The organism is Streptomyces sp. SP17BM10 (genome assembly GCF_036322405.1).
In the GTDB taxonomy this organism is placed as follows: domain Bacteria; phylum Actinomycetota; class Actinomycetes; order Streptomycetales; family Streptomycetaceae; genus Kitasatospora.
Genome location: NZ_JAQYXB010000595.1, coordinates 189,832 through 204,047, shown reverse-complemented (window position 1 = coordinate 204,047; position 14,216 = coordinate 189,832). Strand labels below are relative to the sequence as shown.

At 75.5% G+C, this 14,216-nt stretch carries 13 protein-coding genes; 4 read left to right on the top strand and 9 right to left on the bottom strand.

The window, feature by feature from the left end:
• Together PUR71_RS21145 and PUR71_RS21140 are read right to left on the bottom strand one after the other, a co-directional pair.
• On the bottom strand, positions 1-1,011 hold a 1,011-nt coding region (locus PUR71_RS21145), incomplete at its 3' end, for a heavy metal translocating P-type ATPase (RefSeq protein WP_329928623.1).
• Between the two features lie 72 nt (positions 1,012-1,083).
• Entirely contained in the window at positions 1,084-1,302 is a 219-nt protein-coding gene (locus tag PUR71_RS21140) for a heavy-metal-associated domain-containing protein (protein ID WP_329928622.1), read from the bottom strand.
• 332 nt (positions 1,303-1,634) lie between these two features.
• Here PUR71_RS21140 and PUR71_RS21135 point away from each other — a divergent pair, with 332 nt between their 5' ends.
• Complete coding sequence (locus tag PUR71_RS21135; protein ID WP_329928621.1) at positions 1,635-2,822, top strand: PP2C family protein-serine/threonine phosphatase; 1,188 nt, start codon at positions 1,635-1,637, stop codon at positions 2,820-2,822.
• Between the two features lie 34 nt (positions 2,823-2,856).
• On the opposite strand, the gene dhaL is transcribed toward PUR71_RS21135, so the two are convergent.
• Both dhaL and dhaK read right to left on the bottom strand, forming a co-directional pair.
• Entirely contained in the window at positions 2,857-3,483 is a 627-nt protein-coding gene (gene dhaL, locus PUR71_RS21130; RefSeq protein WP_329928620.1) for a dihydroxyacetone kinase subunit DhaL, read from the bottom strand.
• Positions 3,484-3,497: 14 nt separating this feature from the next.
• Positions 3,498-4,493 carry a dihydroxyacetone kinase subunit DhaK gene (gene dhaK / locus PUR71_RS21125; protein WP_329928619.1) on the bottom strand — a complete coding sequence of 332 codons (996 nt, stop codon included), beginning with the start codon at positions 4,491-4,493 and terminating at the stop codon, positions 3,498-3,500.
• Between the two features lie 128 nt (positions 4,494-4,621).
• On the opposite strand from dhaK, the gene dhaM reads away from it, so the two are divergent.
• Positions 4,622-5,014 (top strand): dihydroxyacetone kinase phosphoryl donor subunit DhaM, encoded by a 393-nt coding sequence (gene dhaM, locus PUR71_RS21120; RefSeq protein WP_329928618.1) that lies wholly within the window; start codon positions 4,622-4,624, stop codon positions 5,012-5,014.
• Between the two features lie 23 nt (positions 5,015-5,037).
• Here dhaM and PUR71_RS21115 read toward each other — a convergent pair whose 3' ends face one another.
• Positions 5,038-6,753: a bifunctional 3'-5' exonuclease/DNA polymerase gene (locus PUR71_RS21115; RefSeq protein ID WP_329928617.1), complete on the bottom strand. Its 1,716-nt coding sequence runs from the start codon at positions 6,751-6,753 to the stop codon at positions 5,038-5,040.
• Between the two features lie 215 nt (positions 6,754-6,968).
• Here PUR71_RS21115 and PUR71_RS21110 point away from each other — a divergent pair, with 215 nt between their 5' ends.
• Entirely contained in the window at positions 6,969-8,993 is a 2,025-nt protein-coding gene (locus PUR71_RS21110; protein WP_329928616.1) for a M3 family metallopeptidase, read from the top strand.
• 18 nt (positions 8,994-9,011) lie between these two features.
• Here the strand turns inward: PUR71_RS21110 and PUR71_RS21105 are convergent, their stop codons facing one another.
• Positions 9,012-10,472, bottom strand: a complete 1,461-nt coding sequence (locus tag PUR71_RS21105; RefSeq protein ID WP_329928615.1) for a cellulase family glycosylhydrolase — start codon at positions 10,470-10,472, stop codon at positions 9,012-9,014.
• Positions 10,473-10,585: 113 nt separating this feature from the next.
• A complete protein-coding gene (locus PUR71_RS21100; protein ID WP_329928614.1) occupies positions 10,586-11,224 on the bottom strand; it encodes a TetR family transcriptional regulator in 639 nt (212 codons plus the stop codon).
• A gap of 159 nt (positions 11,225-11,383) precedes the next feature.
• Between PUR71_RS21100 and PUR71_RS21095 the strand changes: the two genes are divergently transcribed.
• Positions 11,384-12,607 carry an acyl-CoA dehydrogenase family protein gene (locus PUR71_RS21095; RefSeq protein WP_443077505.1) on the top strand — a complete coding sequence of 408 codons (1,224 nt, stop codon included), beginning with the start codon at positions 11,384-11,386 and terminating at the stop codon, positions 12,605-12,607.
• On the opposite strand, the gene PUR71_RS21090 is transcribed toward PUR71_RS21095, so the two are convergent.
• Together PUR71_RS21090 and PUR71_RS21085 are read right to left on the bottom strand one after the other, a co-directional pair.
• On the bottom strand, positions 12,608-13,207 hold the full coding sequence (locus PUR71_RS21090; RefSeq protein ID WP_329928613.1) for a hypothetical protein: 600 nt from the start codon (positions 13,205-13,207) through the stop codon (positions 12,608-12,610).
• A 151-nt stretch (positions 13,208-13,358) separates the two neighbouring features.
• On the bottom strand, positions 13,359-14,186 hold the full coding sequence (locus tag PUR71_RS21085; protein WP_329928612.1) for an enoyl-CoA hydratase/isomerase family protein: 828 nt from the start codon (positions 14,184-14,186) through the stop codon (positions 13,359-13,361).
• Between the last annotated feature and the right edge of the window lie 30 nt (positions 14,187-14,216).

Genomic DNA, 14,216 nt, shown 5'->3' with positions numbered 1-14,216 from the left:
GAGCCGGCCGCCCGCGTTGACGGTGGCCCCGGTGACGGCGTCGCCGACGCCGACCTCGACCGGGACGGACTCGCCGGTGAGCATCGAGGCGTCGACGGCGGAGGTGCCCTCGACGACGACGCCGTCGGTGGCGATCTTCTCGCCGGGGCGGACGACGAACCGGGTGCCGACGGCCAGCCGGTCCACCGGCACGCGCACCTCGCGGCCGTCCCGGAGCACCGCGACGTCCCGGGCCCCGAGGTCCAGCAGCGCGTGCAGGGCGGCGCCGGCCCGGCGCTTGGAGCGGGCCTCCAGGTGGCGGCCGAGCAGGATCAGCACGGTGACGGCGGCGGCCGTCTCCAGGTACAGGGTGGACGAGGCGTCGGTGTCGCCGACCGTCAGTGAGAAGGCGTGGCGCATTCCCGGCACCCCGGCGTGGCCCCAGAACAGCGCCCAGCAGGACCAGCCGAAGGCGGCCAGGGTGCCGAGCGAGACGAGGGTGTCCATCGACGCGGCGCCGTGCTTGAGGTTGGTCCAGCCGGCGCGGTGGAACGGCAGGCCGCCGTACACGACGACCGGGCCGGTGAGGGCGAAGGCCAGCCACTGCCAGTTGGTGAACTGCAGGGCCGGGACCATCGACAGCAGCACGACGGGGACGCTGAGGGCGGCGCTGATCCCCAGCCGTTCCAGCAGGGGGTCGGTGTGCGGCTGCGGCGCGGCGGCCTCGGGGGCTTCGCCGGGCTCGGGCTCGACGGGTGCCGGGGGCGGCGGGAGCTCGGCGGTGTAGCCGGTGCGCTCGACCGTGGCGATCAGGTCCTCGACCGAGACGCCGGGACCGTAGTCGATCCGGGCCTTCTCGGTGGCGAAGTTGACGGTGGCCTCGACGCCGTCCATCCGGTTGAGCTTCTTCTCGACCCGGGCCGCGCACGCCGCGCACGTCATCCCGCCGATCGACAGCTCGATCCGGTCCGGGGCGTGCTCCCGGCCCCCGGCGCCGGTGGCGCCCGCCACCCCGGGTGCCGTCGTACTCATGCTGCTCCTAGGGACGATGGTGGTGGGGCGGCCGGCGGGCCCGCTGCCCGGGCCCGCCGGGCCGGGACGGGCTCAGGCGCTGCGGCCGACCAGCTCGTAGCCGGCCTCGTCGACGGCCGCTCGGACCTGCTCGTCGTCCAACGGGGCGGCGGAGGAGACGGTCACGGTACCGGCCGTGGCGTCGGCGGCCACCCCGGTGACGCCGGCCAGGGCGGACAGCTCCTCGCTGATCGCGTTCTCGCAGTGGCCGCAGCTCATGCCGGTGACGGTGTAGGTGATCGTGCTGGACATCCGGGCCTCCGGGAGGTCTGTGCGGCCCCGGGCGGCGCCCGGGTTCTCACGTTCATAACACCATACCCCTGCGGGGTATTCCATCCGAGGGGTGCGTCGAGGGCCACGGCAGTCCCCCAAGGAGATCACGACCAGGCCGGTCGTGTCGTGGAAGGCCGGTTGCCCGCTCAGCCGTTCGCTGGGCTGTCATGGTCGCACTGTAGGGCAAACGGGGTGTTTCGGTACGGTTCGTCCTGGTCTCAAAGGGTCCTGCGGCAGTCCCGCGCGCGGCGGGCGGCCGGGCCGGCGCCGGCGACCGGGTGGGCGCCTTGACCGTCCGATATGTTCGATATGTGTTCCCGATCCGCCGCGCCCAGTCGCCCGCGACCCCCACGGCCGCCGGGCTGCCGCCGGACCGGCAGCGCGACGCCCTGCTGGCCACCGACCTCCAGGACGTCCCGTTCTGGCGGCGGGCCACCCCGGCGGCCGCCGCGATCGTCGTGGTCGCGCTGGCCGACCTGTTCTCCGGCAAGGACCGCTACCTCGCGCCGCTGATGACCGTCGTCCCGGTGATCGCCGCGCTGACGCTCAAGCCCGGCGAGCTGTTCGCGGTCTGCGCGGTCGGGCTGTTCGCGGTGTTCGGGCTCAGCCGCTACGACGAGGTCGTGAACATCAACGACGCGCGGTTCGTCTACGGGGCGATGCTCAGCTACGTCGTGCTGACGCTCTTCTCCGCCTGGGTCGCCAAGATCAGGATGCGGCGCGCGGCGGCGTTCGCGGCCGTCAGCTCGGTCGCCGAGGCCGCCCAGCGGGCGATCCTGCGGCTGCCGGGGCCGGTCGTCGGACCGCTGCGGCTCGCGGTGCGGTACGTGTCGGCGGCGGACGCCTCGCGCATCGGCGGGGACCTCTACTCGGTGCTGGAGACCCCGCACGGCACCCGGGTCGCGGTCGGGGACGTCCGGGGCAAGGGGCTCGCGGCCGTGCAGACGGCGGCGGTCGTGCTCGGCGCGTTCCGCGAGGCCGCCTACGACGAGACCGGGCTGCGAGGTGTCGCGGCGCGGATCGAGGCGAGCGTCGAGCGGCACGTGCCGGACGGGGAGTTCACGACGGCGGTGTTCGTGGAGTTCCGCACCTCCGGGGTGATCGAACTGCTGCAGTACGGGCACGTGCCGCCGATCCGCGTCGACGGGGAGGGCGAGGCGCACGTGCTGGACTCGCCGGACCCGTGGGTGCCGCTCGGGCTCGGGCGGCTCGCGACGGGGGAGCCGGTCAGCTGGGGGCAGGAGTTCGGGGCGGACGACGTCCTCGTGCTCTGCACGGACGGGGTGATCGAGGCGCGGCACCGCAAGAGCGGGGAGTTCTATCCGCTGGCGGAGCGGGTGGGGGCGCTGGTGCGGGGCGCCGCGCGCTCGGCGGGGGAGCTGGAGGCGGCGGTGGATCGGGTGTACGGGGACCTGCTGGCGCACACGGGCGGGAAGCTCGGGGACGACGCCCTGCTGTTGCTGATCACTCGGACGGATGACCAGGCGGCGGGGGCGTGACGGCCGGGGGATCCGCCGTCGCGCCCCCGCCCGGTCAGCCCCCCGTGACGTCGGCCAGGGCGCGGAAGACCAGGGCCGTCGAGGTGGCGCCCGGGTCCTGGTGGCCCATGCTGCGTTCGCCCAGGTAGGAGGCGCGGCCCTTGCGGGCCTGTAGGGGAGTCGTGTCGCGGGCGCCCTGTTCGGCGGCGTCGGCCGCCGCCGCGGCGGCCCCGGGGAGGCCGGCGCCGGTGGCTGCGGCGTCGCGGAAGGCGGCGACGGCCGGGGTGTAGGCGTCGACGATGGTCTTGTCGCCGGGTTCGGCCTTGCCGAGGGCACGGACGGCGTCGAGGCCGGCCGCGAGGGCCTCGGCGAGGGCGGCCGGGCCGGCCGGTGCGGGCAGGGCGGCGCCGATCGCGCGGAAGGCCTTGCCGTACAGGGGGCCGGAGGCGCCGCCGACCTTGGAGATCAGTGTGGTGCCGGTCTTGGCGAGCACGGCGCCGGGGCCGGCCGGTTGGAGGCCGTCGAGTGCGGCCAGGACGGCGGCGAATCCGCGCTGGAGGTTGCTGCCGTGGTCGCCGTCGCCGATCGCGGAGTCCAGCTCGGTGAGGCGGCCCTGCTCCTTCTCGACGGCGGCGGCGATCGCGCGGATCCAGGCCTCGGCCAGTGGGGTGTCGAAGTCCACGTGCGTCTCCTCGCTCAGGCCCGCTTGAGGGCGGGGGTGTCGACGGGGGCGTCCCAGAGGTCCAGCAGCTGTGCGTCGGCCTTGGTGAGGGTGAGCGAGAAGCCCGCCATGTCGAGGCTGGTGACGTAGTTGCCGACGAGGCTGCGGGCCACCGTGATCCCGCGCTCGGCGAGCCGGGCGGCGACCTCGCCGTAGACGACGTACAGCTCCAGCAGCGGGGTGCCGCCGAGGCCGTTGAGCAGGGCGATGACCTCGTCGCCGGGGGCGAGGTGGTGGTCGGCGAGGATCGTCCCGACGACCTCGGCGGCCAGGTCGCGGGCCGGGCGCAGCTTCTCGCGGCGGCGGCCGGGTTCGCCGTGGATGCCGACGCCGACCTCGATCTCGTCCTCGGGCAGGTCGAAGCCGGGTTTGCCGGCGGCGGGGACGGTGGCGGCGGTGAGCGCGATCGCGAAGGAGCGGGAGGCGGCGTTGACGCGCTCGCCGAGGGCGGCGACGTCCTCGAGCGGGGCGCCGCGTTCGGCGAGGGCACCGGCGGTCTTCTCGACGATGACGGTCGCGCCGGTGCCCCGGCGCCCGGCCGTCCAGGTGGAGTCCTCGACGGCGACGTCGTCGTCGACCAGGACGGTGCGCACCTCGATGCCCTCCTCGGCGGCGAGTTCGGCGGCGAGCTCGAAGTTCATGACGTCGCCGGTGTAGTTCTTGACGACGAAGACGACGCCCGCGCCGGAGTCGACGGCCTTGGCCGCAGCCAGCACCTGGTCGGGCACGGGGGAGGTGAACACCTCGCCGGGGCACGCGGCGTCGAGCATGCCGGGGCCGACGTACCCGGCGTGCAGCGGCTCGTGGCCGGAGCCGCCGCCGGAGACCAGCGCGACCTTCGGCGCGCCGGGGCGGGCGGCCCGGGTCACCACGCGGTTGGCGATGTCCACCGTCAACTCGGGGTGGGCGGCGGCGAATCCGGCCAGCGCGTCGGCCAGGACGCTCTCCGGGGTGTTGATCAGCTTCTTCAACGTTCTTCGCTCCCTCGGTCAGGACGCTGCTGCCGTGACTGCTGTTGCCCCGACGCTATGCCAGCCGGGCGCGCGGCGGCCCGGGGAAGCGGCTTTCGGACCCGCCCGGCGGGTCGTAGGGTCGGGGCATGACCGAACACGTGGGTATCGTCCTGGTCTCGCACAGTGCCCAACTCGCCGCCGGGCTGCGGGAGCTGCTCGGCGAGCTGGCCCCGGACGGGGTGCGGGTGGTGGTCGCCGCGGGGACGGAGGACGGCGGGCTCGGCACCAGCTACGACCTGATCGCCCGCGCCGTCGGCGAGGCGGACACCGGGGCGGGCGTGGTCGTGCTGCCCGACCTCGGCAGCTCCGTGCTGACCGCGGTGACCGTGCTGGAGGACGAGCCGCGGCCGGGCGTGCGGCTGGTGGACGCGCCGTTCGTGGAGGGCGCGGTGGCCGCCGCGGTGACCGCCTCGACCGGGGCGGGGCTGGCGGAGGTGGTCGCGGCGGCCGAGGAGGCGCGCGCGTTCCGCAAGCTGTAGCCGGCCGCGGCGCCCGGCATCGGCTATTTGGCGTCCGCGTAGCAGTCGACGACGGCGGTGGTGAGCGGGAAGCGGACCGGGGTGTCGCCGAAGACCAGCAGCCGGGCCTCGTCGGCGGCCTCGGCGACGGCGGCGGCGACCTCGTCGGCGAGGTTGGCCGGGGTGTGCACGATGACCTCGTCGTGCTGGAAGAACACCAGGTGCGGGCGGTCCTCCGGGACGGCCGCGGGCAGGGCGTTCAGTCGTCGGCGCAGTGCCGCGAGCAGGGCCAGGGCCCAGTCGGCGGCGCTGGCCTGGATGACGAAGTTGCGGGTGAAGCGGCCGCGGGCGCGGGCCCGGCGGCCGCCGGCCTCGGCGGCGGTGTCGGGCGCCTCGGTGAGGTCGAGGAACTCGGCGGAGGCGGGCGGGCAGGCCCGGCCGAGCCGGGAGGTGACCACACCGCCGTCCTCGCCGGTGCGGGCGGCGGCCTCGACGTAGCCCATGGCGGCGGGGTAGCGGTGGCGCAGGGTGTTGAGGAGGGGGCCGATGTCGCCGCTGGTCTGCCCGTACATGGCGCCGAGCAGGCCGAGCTTGGCCTTGTCGCGGTCGCCGCGGAAGGCGCTGGCGGCGAGGGCCTCGTAGAGGTCGCCCCCGGCGGCGGTGCGGGCGAGGCCGGCGTCCTGGGAGAGGGCGGCGAGCACCCGCGGCTCCAGCTGGGCGGCGTCGGCGACGACGAGCAGCCAGCCCGGGTCGGCGACGACGGCGCGGCGCAGGATGCGCGGGATCTGCAGGGCGCCGCCACCGCGGCTGGCCCAGCGGCCGGAGACGACGCCGCCGACGACGTACTCGGGCCGGAACCGGCCGCCGCGGGCCCAGGCGTCCTGCCAGGCCCAGCCGTGGGCGGCGTGGATCCGGGCGAGCTCCTTGTAGCGGATGAGCAGCTGCGCGGCCGGGTGGTCGACGTGCTTGAGCTCCCAGGAGCGGGTGGAGCTCAGCTGGATGCCCTGCTCGGCGAAGGCGCGCAGCACCTGGGTGTGCGAGTCGGGGTTGAACGGGCGCCCGCCGAGGGCGTGCTGGAGTTCGGCGGCGAGGTCGGCGAGCAGTGCGGGCTGGGCGCCGGGCACGGTGGGGCGGGGGCCGAGGAGTTCGGTGAGCAGGTCGTCGTGGACGTCGGCGCGCCAGGGCAGTCCGTCGTGGGCCATCTCGGCGGCGACCAGGGCGCCGGCGGACTCGGCGGCGACCAGCACGCGCAAGCGCTGCCGGGCGGCCGGGTCGGTGATCGCGGCGAGCCGGCGCTGCTGTTCGGCGTGGACGGCGACGACGGCGGCCAGCGGGTCGGCGCCGGGCGGCAGTTGGAGCCGGTCGGGGGCGAAGAGGGTGTCCTGACCGTCGTCCGTCTCGGCGGAGCCGGGCTCGGGCAGGTCGTCCGGCACGGGTAGGCCGCGCAGCCGGGACCAGGCGGCGCCGAGCGAGCGGGGCGCGCCGAAGCGGCCCTCGTGGGCGAGCAGGAGGGCCTCGACGAGCCGCAGGTCGTGGCAGCGGCCGAGCCGGTCGGGCAGCCGGGGCAGCAGCGGGGCGTAGGCGCTGTCGGCGGCGGCCCAGACCCAGCGGGGGTGCGCGGCGGCCTCCCGCTCGGCGACCGCGGCGGCGAGGTCGGGGACGGTCTCGGGCGGGCCGAGCGGGGCGCCGGCGTCGTCGAGCGGCTGGAGGCGGCCGCCGGGACCGTGCGGGTCGGGGACCAGGGCGGTTCTGGGGGCCACGGGGGCTCCTCCTCTCGGGGCGCGGGGACGGCTTCCGGTGTCGGGCGGCGGGACTGGCGGTGGTGCCGGCGGTGGTACCGGCGGTGATGCTGGTGTACGGGTCCGGGGACGCGTGTGCGGACTCGCGGGGCCCGGGGACGACGGTAGCCGGTGGGTACGACAACGCGGGCAGACGCGCGTAGGCAGCGCGCGGCACACGGCGTAGGGTCCGTGAAATGACCGAGAACCCGTTCTTCAAGCCCAGCACCCTGGTCTTCGAACTGCCGCCCTTCGCCGAGATCCGTGAGGAGCACTACCTGCCGGCCTACGAGCGCGGGATGGCCGAGCAGCTGGCCGAGATCGCCGCGATCACGGCCGATCCGCAGCCGCCGACCTTCGCCAACACGCTGGTGGCCCTGGAGCGTTCCGGCGAGGTGCTGCGCCGGGTGGAGGCGGTCTTCCGCAACCAGGTGTCGGTGGACACCAGCGACCTCGTCGACGAGGTGGACGCCAAGGTGAGCCCGCTGCTGGCCGCGCACCACGACGCGATCCACCTGGACCGGGCCCTGTTCGCCCGGATCGAGGACCTGTACGGGCGCCGCGCCGGGCTCGGCCTGGACCCGGAGTCGCTGCGGCTGCTGGAGCGCCGGCACACCGCGTTCGTCCGCTCCGGCGCCCGGCTGGGCGCGGCCGAGCAGGAGCGCCTGCGCGAGCTGAACGCCGAACTCGCCGCCCTCGCCACGACGTTCCAGCAGAACGTGAACGCCGCCACCAAGGCCGCCGCGCTGGTCCTGGACTCCGCCGACGAGCTCGACGGCCTGTCCGCCGACGCCGTCGCCGCGGCCGCCGAGAACGCCCGGGTGCTCGGCCACGACGGCACGTACGTGCTGAGCCTGCGCAGCACCTCGAGCCAGCCCGAACTGGCGCTGCTGACCGACCGCTCGGTGCGCGAGCGCCTGCTCGCCGCCTCGCTCGGCCGGGCCGCGGACGCCAACGGCCCGATCGCGATCCGGATGGCCGCCCTGCGCGCCGAGCGGGCCGGGCTGCTCGGCCACCCGACCCACGCCGCGTACGTCGTGGCCGACGAGACCGCGGGTTCGGTCGAGGCGGTGACCGGGCTGCTGTCGCGCCTGGTGGAGCCGGCGGTGGCGATCGCCCGCCGGGAGGCCGCCGAACTGGCGCAGGCGGCTGCGGCGGACGGGATCGAGGAACTCGCCGCGCACGACTGGGCGTACTACTCGGAGAAGGTGCGGAAGGCCTCGTACGAGGTCGACGCGGCCGCGCTGCGCCCGTACTTCGAGCTGGAGCGGGTGCTGCACGACGGCGTGTTCTTCGCCGCCGGGCTCGCGTACGGGCTGAGCTTCACCGAGCGGCCGGACCTGACGGCCTACCACCCGGACGCCCGGGTCTTCGAGGTCGCCGAGGAGGACGGCACCCCGCTGGGCCTGTTCGTCGGGGACTTCCACGCGCGCGCCTCCAAGCGTGGCGGCGCGTGGATGGACGAGCTGGTGTCGCAGTCCGAGCTGACCGGCCGGCGGGCCGTGGTGATGAACAACCTGAACGTCCCGAAGCCCGCGCCGGGCGAGCCGGTGCTGCTGACCTGGGACGAGGTGCGCATCCTCTTCCACGAGTTCGGGCACGCGCTGCACGGGCTGTTCTCGGACGTGCGCTACCCGCTGTTCGCCGGCACGGCGGTGCCCCGGGACTTCGTCGAGTTCCCGTCGCAGGTCAACGAGATGTGGATGGTCCGGCCGGAGGTGCTGGCCAACTACGCCCGCCACCACGTGACCGGGGAGCCGCTGCCGGCCGGGCTGGTCGAGCGGATGGAGGCGGCCGAGGGCTTCGGCCAGGGCTTCCGGACGGTGGAGTACCTGGCGGCGACGCTGCTGGACTGGGCCTGGCACACCCTGCCGCGGGGCCGGGAGGTCGCCGACGCCGCGGAGTTCGAGGCGCGGGTGCTGGAGGAGGCCGGGATCGCGGTGCCGGCGATCCCGCCGCGCTACCGGTCGGCCTACTTCCAGCACGTCTTCTCGGGCGGCTACAGCGCCGGGTACTACGCGTACATCTGGTCGGAGGTGCTGGACGCGGACACCGTGCGGTGGTTCGGGGAGAACGGCCGCTCGGTGCGGGAGAGCGGTGAGGTGTTCCGGCGCGAGCTGCTGTCGCGCGGGTTCAGCCGGGACCCGCTGGAGTCGTTCCGCGCGGTGGTCGGCCGCGCGCCGGAGACCGGGCCGCTGCTGGCGCGCCGGGGGCTGGCCTGATCGATCGCTCCGGCCTGATCACTCCGGGGTGAGCGTGACCGCCACCGGGGTGCCCGGGCGGGCGTGCGGGAGCCGGATCCGGACGGTGCCCGCGCGTCCGCCCGCGGGCTGCTCGACCTCGACCCGGGCGCCAGCCGGGAAGACGGCGACCCGCGCGCCGCGCGGGAAGGCGTCGGGCGGGAGCACGAGTTCGCTGTCGTGCCCGGTGCCGTCGGCGCTCCAGCGGACGGTGTTCGGGCCGGTGTGCACGTCCGTCCCGGCGACGGCCGCCGGGTACGGCCCGAACGCGGGTCCGTCGCCCGCGGCGGGGCGTCCGGCCGGGTCGAGCGCGCAGTAGCCGCCGTCGCCGCGGCACCAGTACCACATCGTCCAGCCCTCGGCGAAGCCGTCCATCGCCGCGACCTGCTCCCGGACCAGCCGGGTGTTGCCCGGCCGGCGGGGGTCGGGCGGGCCCCACTCGCCGACGAGCACGGGCAGCCGGTGGGTGGCCGGGTAGGCGGTGATCGCGGCGGTGTAGTGCTCGACGAAGCCGTCGGACGGGTCCCAGTCGGCGCCGTTCTCGACGGCGGTGTCGTAGAAGTGCGGCGCGTAGCCGAGCCGGGGCGCGCCGGGCCGGGGGTCGTCGAAGCCGGGCAGTCGGGTGGGCACGCCCTGGCCGACCAGGACGGTCGGTTCGACGAACAGCCAGGCGCGCCGGTCGACGTGGCGCACGGCTGCGATCAGGCGGCGGTACATGTCGGCGAGCCGGCCCTGTTCGAGGGCGGCGGAGGCGGCGGCGAGGACGGCCGGGTCGGTGGGGTCGCCGTCCACCGGGCCGAACGGCTCGTTGAACAGGTCGTAGCCCAGCAGGGAGCGGTGGCCGCCCAGTTCGCGGGCGAGCCGGGTGTAGAAGTCGGCCTGCCAGGCGCGCAGGTCGGGATCGTCGTAGAGGTGGCGGAAGGCGGCCTGGACGGCGGGCTGGAAGTACCCGGCGAACCAGTCGTCGGGGTCCGGCGTGAACGGCAGGCCGTCGTCCCGGGTGGCCCAGCGCGGGATGCCGCGGTCGCCGCCGCCGAACGCGGGCCCGTAGACGTCCTGGTGGAAGTCGACGAGGGCGAGCACGCCGTGGCGGTCGGCCCAGCCGAGGAGGCGCTGGAGGCGGTCGAGTTCGGCCGGGTCGAGGCGGCCGCGCTCGGGCTCCAGGCGGTTCCAGGAGACCGCGACGCGGATCAGCGTGAAGCCCCGGGCCGCGATGGACCGGACGTCCGCCTCGGTGGCCTCGGCGTACTTGTCCAGGTTGAAGCCGCGCAGTCGCAGCCGGCGGCCCTGGGCGTCGGTGAGCGCGGTGCGGCCGTCCGGGCCGGTGACGGTGCCGGTCGGGAAGCGGGCCGCGGTGGTCTCGCGGGCGCGGGCGCCGGACGCGGCGGACGCCCCGGGGGCGCCGGCCAGGACGGCGGTGGCGGCGAGCAGCAGGGCAACGGCGGTGCGGCGCAGGCGCATTCGGACCTCGCACGGCGGTGGCACGGCGGTGGGTGGGGGCCCGATGATGCCCGCGCTGCCGGGGCCGGCACAAGGGGTCGGACGGAGCCGTTCGCGCCGGCCGGCCCGAGGGTTCAGCCGGCGCCGTTCGCCCCGGCCGGTTCGGCGGGCGCGGTCGGCAGGACGGCGGTCGGCAGGTCCGCGGCGGCGGCGAGGCGGCCCCAGAGCAGGTCGGCGAGGGCCTGGACCATGCGGGTGCGCGAGCAGGGCCTGGACTCCAGCCACCAGTCCCCGGCCGCCAGCACCATGCCGGTGATGCCGCGGCCCCAGGCCTCGGCGAGCAGGTCGCGCTCCGCGCCGAGGTCGACCTGGCTCTGCACGGCCCGGGTGATCTCCTCGGCGATCTGCCGCAGCGCGGGGGCGAGCGCGTTGCCCGCGCCGGTCGGGTCGCCGGGCTCGGGGTGGGTGAGCAGCCGGTAGACCTGCGGGCGCGCCTCGATGCCGGCCAGGTAGGTGTCCAGGACGTGTTCGACCCGGTCGCGGCGCTCCAGCGGTTCGGCGAGCGCGGCCCGCACGGCGGCCAGCAGGCCGCCGGTGTGGCGCTCGGTCAGGGCCCGGATGAGCCCGTTCCGGTCGCCGAAGTGCCGGTAGAGGATCGGCTTGGTGATGCCGGCCTCGGCGGCGATGGCGTTCATGCTCGCGGCCGGGCCCTCGCGCTGGATGACCCGGTCGGCGGCGTTGAGCAGCTGCTCGCGGCGGGGCTCTCGGGACATGCGCGGCTCCTCGGGTCGGGTGGGTCGGCGCGGGGGCGCCGGGCGGTGCGGGGCGTTGACACCGGTTACCAATCAGTAGCAGACTCCGGCTGTGTTACCGCGGGTAACACCGGCGTTTCCGCCCCGGTCGGCCGTACCCCTTCTTCGGAGGCAAGCACCATGAGCAGCACGTTCTCGATGGATCCGGGTGCGGACCAGCTCGCCGTCCGCGACTGGCTGCACGGCTTCGCCGCCGATGTCGTGCGGCCCGCCGCGGCCGAGTGGGACGAGCGCGAGGAGACCCCCTGGCCGGTCATCCAGGAGGCCGCCAAGCTCGGCATCTACTCGCTCGACTTCTACGCCCAGCAGTACTTCGACCCCTCCGGCGTCGGCATCCCGATCGTCATGGAGGAGCTGTTCTGGGGCGACGCGGGCATCGGCCTGTCCATCGTCGGCACCACGCTGGCCGCCGTCGCCGTGCTCGCCAACGGCACCGACGAGCAGATCGGCACCTGGACGCCGCAGATGTTCGGCACCCCCGACGACGTCAAGGTGGCCGCGTTCTGCTCCTCCGAGCCGGACGCCGGCTCCGACGTCTCCGCGCTGCGCACCCGGGCCGTCTACGACGAGGCCAAGGACGAGTGGGTGCTCAACGGCACCAAGACCTGGGCCACCAACGGCGGGATCGCCGCCGTCCACGTCGTCGTCGCCGCCGTCGACTCCGGACTCGGCGCCCGCGGCCACGCCTCCTTCGTCGTCCCGCCGGGCACCCCGGGGCTGAGCCAGGGCCAGAAGTTCAAGAAGCACGGCATCCGCGCCTCGCACACCGCCGAGGTCGTCCTGGACGACGTCCGGGTGCCCGGCAGCTGCCTGCTCGGCGGCAAGGAGAAGCTGGACGAGCGGCTGGCCCGCGCCCGTGAGGGCGTGCGCAGGAGCGGGCGGGGGAACGCCGCCATGGCCACCTTCGAGGCCTCCCGCCCGGCCGTCGGCGCGCAGGCGATCGGCATCGCGCGGGCCGCGTACGAGGTCGCGCTGGACTACGCGAAGACCCGCGAGCAGTTCGGCCGCCCGATCATCGACAACCAGGGTGTCGCCTTCCAGCTGGCCGACATGCGCACCCGGATCGACGCCGCCCGGCTCCTGGTGTGGCGGGCCTCCTGGATGGCCGTCAACAACCAGCCGTTCACCGCCGCCGAGGGCTCGATGTCCAAGCTGTACGCGGGCGAAACGGCCAAGTGGGTCACCGCGCAGGCGATGCAGATCCTCGGCGGCAACGGCTTCACCCGGGAGTACCCGGTGGAGCGGATGCACCGGGACAGCGCGATCTACTCGATCTTCGAGGGGACCAGCGAGATCCAGCGGCTGGTGATCGCCCGGGCGATCTCGGGGATGCCGATCCGCTGACTACCTGGCGGCCCAGAAGGCGAGTCCGGCGCTGAGGGCGCCCACCGCGGCGCCGACGACGGTCTGCGCGGGGGTGTGGTCCCGCAGCACCGTCCGGGACCAGCCGACGACGGCCACCACCGGGGACAGCACGAGCCACCACGGGCCGAGCGCGATCGCCAGGCAGACCACCGCGCCGCTGGTGACGGCGGTGTGCACGGAGACCTTCCACCACACGGTGATCACCAGGATCGGGATCAGCGCGGCGAACATCGCCGCCACCAGGGCGGTCAGGTCGGCCGGGGCGCCGGCCCACAGCATCACCGCGAAGGCGATCGCGACCGAGCCCATGATGAACGGCAGGACGGTCAGGCGGCACTGCCGGTGGCCGACGTGGCGGTCCCCGACGGTGCCCCGGCGCATGGCGCGCTGGATGAACAGGGTGGGGATCACGGCCGCGAACAGCGCCGCGAAGGCCGCCCAGGCGATGCCCTGCCAGCCGTAGCGCAGGCCGCCGAGCAGCGGCAGCAGCACGATGATCACGTTCTTCGGCTCGACGCCGTCGGTGATCCGCCGGGCCCAGCGCGTCCGGGGGGCGGGGGCGGTCACGGCTTCGGTCATCGGTGTCGCTGCTCCGGGAATCGGTATCGGACGGTCTCGGGCGTGCTCCGCCGCGGCAGGGCGAGGTCGGGCCGGACGATCGTACGTGCGTCCGGCCTCGGCCCGCGTCCGGCCTCGGCCCGCGTCCGGCCTCGGCCCGCGCCCGGGCCGGTCAGAACCGGGCCGGGCGGCCCTCCAGGAACGCGGCCAGCCCCTCGTGCACGTCCGAGGCCTCCCGCGAGCGCCGCTCCCACGGCTCCAGCGCCGCCGCCGCCCGCTCCTCGGGGACGGCCAGGGCGGCCTTCACCGCGCCGATCGTCTGCGGCGAGCGCCCGGTCAGCAGCCGGGCGAACTCCAGCGCGGCGGCGTCCAGCTCGGCGTCCGGCAGGGCCCGCTCGGCGAGGCCGAGCGCGAGCGCGTCCCGGCCCCGCACCAACTCGCCGGAGAACAGCAGGTACTTGGCGCGCGCCGGGCCGACCAGCCGGGCCAGCCGCAGGGTCGGCACCGCCGGGTAGACCACGCCGAGCTTGGCCGGGGTGATCCCGAGCCGGGCGTCCTCGGCGACGAACCGCAGGTCGCAGGCGACGGCCAGCTGGCAGCCGCCGCCGACGCAGGCGCCCCGGACGGCGGCGATCGTCGGGTGCGGGAAGGCGGCCAGCGCTTCCTCGGCCGCGACGTTGACCGCGTGGTAGGCGTCCGCGCGCTCCGGATCGCCGTACACGTCCGCGAGTTCGGCGATGTCGGCGCCCGCGCTGAAGGTGCCGCCGGCGCCGGTCAGCAGCAGGGCGCGGACGCCGTCGCGCTCGGCCAGTTCCCGCAGCACCTTCGGCAGCGCCTGCCAGATCGCCAGGGTGACCGCGTTGCGCCGGTGCGGGCGGGCGAACTCCAGCACCGCGACGCCGTCCTCGCCGACGTGGGCGTGCAGCCCGTCGGCGTGGGCGGGCAGGGTGGTGCGGTCCCGCGTGAGCAGCGACTGGTCCGGGTGGTCGTTGCGGTCCATGCGGGCGGCACCTCCGGGGTCTCGTGGTGC

What these genes read in the sequence shown, in the direction of transcription:
- PUR71_RS21085 (WP_329928612.1), bottom strand. Translation starts at nt 14,186, where the DNA reads ATGGACCGCAACGACCACCCGGACCAGTCGCTGCTCACGCGGGACCGC.
- PUR71_RS21095 (WP_443077505.1), top strand. Translation starts at nt 11,384, where the DNA reads ATGAGCAGCACGTTCTCGATGGATCCGGGTGCGGACCAGCTCGCCGTC.
- PUR71_RS21110 (WP_329928616.1), top strand. Translation starts at nt 6,969, where the DNA reads ATGACCGAGAACCCGTTCTTCAAGCCCAGCACCCTGGTCTTCGAACTG.
- PUR71_RS21105 (WP_329928615.1), bottom strand. Translation starts at nt 10,472, where the DNA reads ATGCGCCTGCGCCGCACCGCCGTTGCCCTGCTGCTCGCCGCCACCGCC.
- PUR71_RS21100 (WP_329928614.1), bottom strand. Translation starts at nt 11,224, where the DNA reads ATGTCCCGAGAGCCCCGCCGCGAGCAGCTGCTCAACGCCGCCGACCGG.
- PUR71_RS21140 (WP_329928622.1), bottom strand. Translation starts at nt 1,302, where the DNA reads ATGTCCAGCACGATCACCTACACCGTCACCGGCATGAGCTGCGGCCAC.
- dhaM (WP_329928618.1), top strand. Translation starts at nt 4,622, where the DNA reads ATGACCGAACACGTGGGTATCGTCCTGGTCTCGCACAGTGCCCAACTC.
- PUR71_RS21090 (WP_329928613.1), bottom strand. Translation starts at nt 13,207, where the DNA reads ATGACCGAAGCCGTGACCGCCCCCGCCCCCCGGACGCGCTGGGCCCGG.